This is a genomic window from Clostridium sp. (genome assembly GCF_016650095.1).
Taxonomy (GTDB): domain Bacteria; phylum Bacillota; class Clostridia; order Clostridiales; family Clostridiaceae; genus Clostridium_AD.
In genome coordinates this window covers 1-4,473 of the sequence record NZ_JAENWL010000316.1, presented here as the reverse complement: position 1 = coordinate 4,473, position 4,473 = coordinate 1, and the positions used below count along the sequence as shown (strand labels likewise).

Annotated in this window: 5 protein-coding genes; all 5 read right to left on the bottom strand. The window is 35.3% G+C overall.

Features of this window, described 5'->3' with window-relative positions; genetic code table 11:
* Positions 1 to 243, bottom strand: a 243-nt coding sequence (locus JJE11_RS15260) for an SDR family NAD(P)-dependent oxidoreductase (RefSeq protein WP_291637142.1), incomplete at its 3' end; no start/stop codon positions are given.
* A gap of 225 nt (positions 244 to 468) precedes the next feature.
* On the bottom strand, positions 469 to 1,617 hold the full coding sequence (locus JJE11_RS15255) for a glycerate kinase (protein ID WP_291637140.1): 1,149 nt from the start codon (positions 1,615 to 1,617) through the stop codon (positions 469 to 471).
* Between the two features lie 27 nt (positions 1,618 to 1,644).
* On the bottom strand, positions 1,645 to 2,919 hold the full coding sequence (gene larA, locus JJE11_RS15250; RefSeq protein WP_291637138.1) for a nickel-dependent lactate racemase: 1,275 nt from the start codon (positions 2,917 to 2,919) through the stop codon (positions 1,645 to 1,647).
* A gap of 77 nt (positions 2,920 to 2,996) precedes the next feature.
* On the bottom strand, positions 2,997 to 3,974 hold the full coding sequence (gene pdxA / locus JJE11_RS15245) for a 4-hydroxythreonine-4-phosphate dehydrogenase PdxA (RefSeq protein WP_291637136.1): 978 nt from the start codon (positions 3,972 to 3,974) through the stop codon (positions 2,997 to 2,999).
* Positions 3,975 to 4,473: nucleotide-binding domain containing protein (locus tag JJE11_RS15240; RefSeq protein WP_291637134.1), on the bottom strand; the 499-nt coding region annotated here is incomplete at its 5' end.

The window sequence follows — 4,473 nt, the reverse complement described above, 5'->3', positions numbered from 1 at the left end:
GTTCATTATCCCTGCATTATTAACCAATATATCAACGGGTCCAATCTTACTGACTAAATCTTTTATACCATTTATATTAGATATATCATACTCTATTTTCTCTACATTTAGGTTTGCATTAAATTCAAAATCCTTATAATCTCTTGCAATTACAATAACCTTATAATTATTTTGAATAAAAATGCGTGTAGCCTCGAGTCCAATACCTTTATTTCCACCTGTTATTAATACTGTTTTTTTCATTTCACACTCTTCTTTCATATTATAATTTTTTATTTATTGAGGTAAAAACTTTCAGTTTTTACTTTCTAATTTGTTTTGCTCACAAGCCAAGAGATGATATCTTCTTTGGTAAATAAAATCTTACTCATTTGCCACCATCCTATCTCTATATAAATTATACAAAAAAAGCACCTATAGTCAAAACACTTTTCTAAGCGTCCTCCTTATAGGTACCATTATAGAAGATCATCTCTTCTTATAATCTGAAATACTCTTAATTAGACGTAGAATGTTATCTACTGCAAATGTCATGTTTTCCACACTTTTATAACGACTGGTTTCAAAAGCTTCTGGTAGTCTATTTATCGAAAAAATAGAAGTTACACCCAAGTCATATGCCTCATCTATATCGTTATCTGCTCCGCCTGCAATAACAAACACGGGAACATTCTGAAGTTTCGCCCTCTTAGCCACTCCGATAACAACTTTTCCCCGTAAACTCTGAAAATCAATCTTTCCTTCACCAGTAAATATCATATCTGCACCGGTAATAACATCACTAAAATTAACCGTGTCCAGAACTGTTTCTATTCCCATCTGTAGTTTTGAGTCAAAGAATGCTATCATTCCTGCCCCCATGGCACCTGCGGCACCTGATCCAGGTATTTCACTCAGATCCACTTTCAAATCTTTTTTTATTACTTCTGAAACATTTTTAATGCCTTCATCCAGGAATAATACCATTTCCGCATCTGCACCCTTTTGTGGTCCAAAAACATGAGCTGCACCTGTTCTTCCGTACATTGGATTATCAATATCACACATTGTGACTACTTCAATTCCATTTAAAACTTCAGCCTTGCCTGATATGTCAATACTTGAAATCTCATGGGTGGTCCCCCCTGTAGGAACAAACATCTCACCTTTATGGTTAGTGAACTTCACTCCTATTGCTGCTGCAGCGCCACAGCCACAGTCATTTGTACTACTTCCACCAAGGCCCACAATTATCTTCTTTACTCCTCTGCCTGCAGCATCTAAAATCAGCTGTCCAACACCGTAAGTAGTAGTTTTTCTAGGATCCTTTCTGTCTTCAACAAGTGGCAGTCCAGCACAGGCTGCCATTTCTATTACAGCTGTATTACCATTGTCAATAATTCCATAGAATGATTCCATATCTTCAAAATAAGGATTTTTAACTATTAGATTTATCTTTTCACCACCTAATGCGGAAAGGAAACAATCCACACTACCCTCGCCACCATCGGCTACTGGTATTGAAATTACTTGGCATCCAGGAAAATGCTGATTAATTTTGCTTTCTATAATTTCGCATATCTGCGTTGAACTAAGTGTTCCTTTAAATGAATCAGGTATTAAAACTACTTTTTTCATCATTATCTCCTTTAAAATTTTTATGATTTAAAGAACTATTACGGACACTCCGTCAGGAATAACCGTAATCTTTGAATCCTTATTTCCTAGAATCTCATCAGCCTTTGCAATTGCCTCTTCCACGGAATGTGCTGGAATCATATGCAAATCCGAAACTATGTTATCTGGAGCATCTGATATATATATAATTTTTGTATCTTTTAAAATACGTGCAAATATCTGAGACTGCCATTGGTCTGGAATAGTTTCCTCACTTGGTGTAGCCAGGAATCCATCTAACATTTTATTTACATCACTTTCTTCTTTGAATGTTCTGTAGAACTGTTCTCCTCCGTGCCCATCATTTGATTTTGCAGCTATTATCATTACCCCGCCTTTATTTATGGTGGCTTCTGCCGCTGTCATACATTTTACTGCTTGGTAAATATTCTGATCTAGTGGGTATCCTCCATTAGTTGTAATAACTATGTCTGATGGCACACTTTTAACCTTGCATTGGCTGTTTAAAAAATCACGTCCCTCAATATGAGCAAGATCGCAGTCCCCAGCTACAGCAAAAATTGCTTCCTTGTCAGAATTTATTACTACATTTACTATAAAGTCCAATCTTGCTGTTCTTGCGCCATAAAGCATATCTCTGTGGATTGGGTTTCCATCAACAATACCAGTTCTTGATTTATCGCTGTCTATGAAAGTTGCATTATGATTATACATAACTGTTGTTCTGCTTGCAATTCCAGGTAGTACACTTTTTCTTCCACCTGAATAACCGGCAAAGAAGTGTGGTTCAATGAATCCTTCAGAGACAAGAAGATCTGCCTCTATTGCAAGTTTGTTTATAATAAGTCTTCCTCCTGATGGAAGTGGTCCTATATCAACTAACATACTCTCGTCTTCACAGTCGTGAACGTATATTTTTTCGTTAGCTATTATCTCAGGTCCAAATTTAGACTCTAGTTCAGCTACCGTTGTCCCTCTATGGCATCCCGTAGCTATTAGTATTGTTATATCCGCGCTAGGATTACCCCTTCTTATTTCAGCAAGCATTAGTGGCATAATAATCTTGCTTGGCACTGGTCTTGTATGATCACTTGCTATTATAACAACCTTATTTTTCCCCACTGCCATTTCTTTTAGTCTTGGAGTTCCTATAGGATTTTCAATTGCCCTTTTTACTAGCTCCACCTGGCTTAGTTTAGATTTATAGTGATGCATATCAGATACTAGAACAGCATTTAATCTCTCCTCTGGTATTTGCGCATTTATAAACTCATGTCCATATGGTAATTCAATATTTGTCATATTAATTCCTCCAATATAAAAATTTATATAAAAACAATACTGGATAATTACACCCAGTATTTTTACAACTTATTTTTTTAAGATAATTCTAGAAAAAGATCTGCAGCTATAAGAGCCTCTATCATACTGTCACCTTTTGCAATAGCTTTTCCTGCTATGTCAAAGGCTGTTCCATGATCTACTGAGGTTCTAATTATTGGGAGGCCTACAGTAATATTAACTCCAGTATCAAAAGCTAAGAGTTTTGTAGGTATGTGTCCTTGATCATGATACATAGCTACCACAATATCATATTGCCTTTTATGTGCTTTTAAAAATACCGTATCTGGAGCTATAGGACCTACTACACTAATTCCTAGTTTACATGCCTGCTCAACTGCTGGAATAATTTCATCTATTTCCTCACGACCAAATAATCCTGATTCACCAGCATGTGGGTTAAGTCCAGCTACTGCAATTCTTGGACTATCTATTCCCATTCTTTTTAAAGTATCATTAGCAAGTTCTATTACTTCTAAAACTCTATGTTTTTTCACTCTATCGCAAGCTTCTCTTAGTGAAACATGGGTAGAAACGTGAATAACTCTAAAGTCTCCATTTGTAAGCATCATTGAGTATTTTTTTGTATCAGTTAACTTTGCGAAAATCTCTGTATGCCCTGCAAAATTATGTCCTCCCTGGTGAAGTGCCTCTTTGTTAAGTGGCGCAGTAACTACAGCTTTCACTTCCCCTTTTTTAGCATACTCTATGGCCTTTTCTATATATTTATAAGCTGAATCACCACATCGCGCTGATACTTCTCCTATTTTAATATCATTCATATCTAAATCAACCACATTAATAATATTTATCATATCTTTATCAAATTCATTAATTGCATTTATAACCTTTAAAGGTTTATTAATCTTTAGTAGCTCTGCATAATACTTTAGAACTTTGTAACTTCCGAATATCACTGACTTTTCTCTAAAATCATCTCTTTTTTCAAAAGCTCTAAATATAATCTCTGGTCCTATTCCTGCAGGATCTCCCATGGTAATTCCTAACAAATTCACCTAAATATCCTCCTTTAACTTCTTCATGCAATATTCTATTGCATTTTCTTCTCCAAACGCCCCAGCTTTCGTAATTACTTTAAGTCCTTGGTTTTCACCACCATATAATGTCATAAGAGGTATTCCAGTCATTAACTCCTGCTTTATACTTGCGCCACTTACACCTAATCTTTTAATTATTCCTATGGCAGTATCTCCTCCGGTTAAAAATAGTCCAGAAATTTTACTTTGTTTTATTACTTTTTCTGTAATTTCCCCTAATACATTTTGAGTAAATATGCTTACGTCTTCCCTACTATAGCCTAATGATTCTCCTGTTTTTATAGCCTTTTCATAGTCATCTCTTTCATAGGTAGATGCAATGATAACATCCAGCCCTTTATTTATTTTCTCTAGTGCATCTTCTACTATTTTCACTGTGTCCTTGCTTTTTAAAACACTTTCAATATCAACATTTATTATATTGATGCCTTTGGACTTGGCATAATGAAGTTGCTTT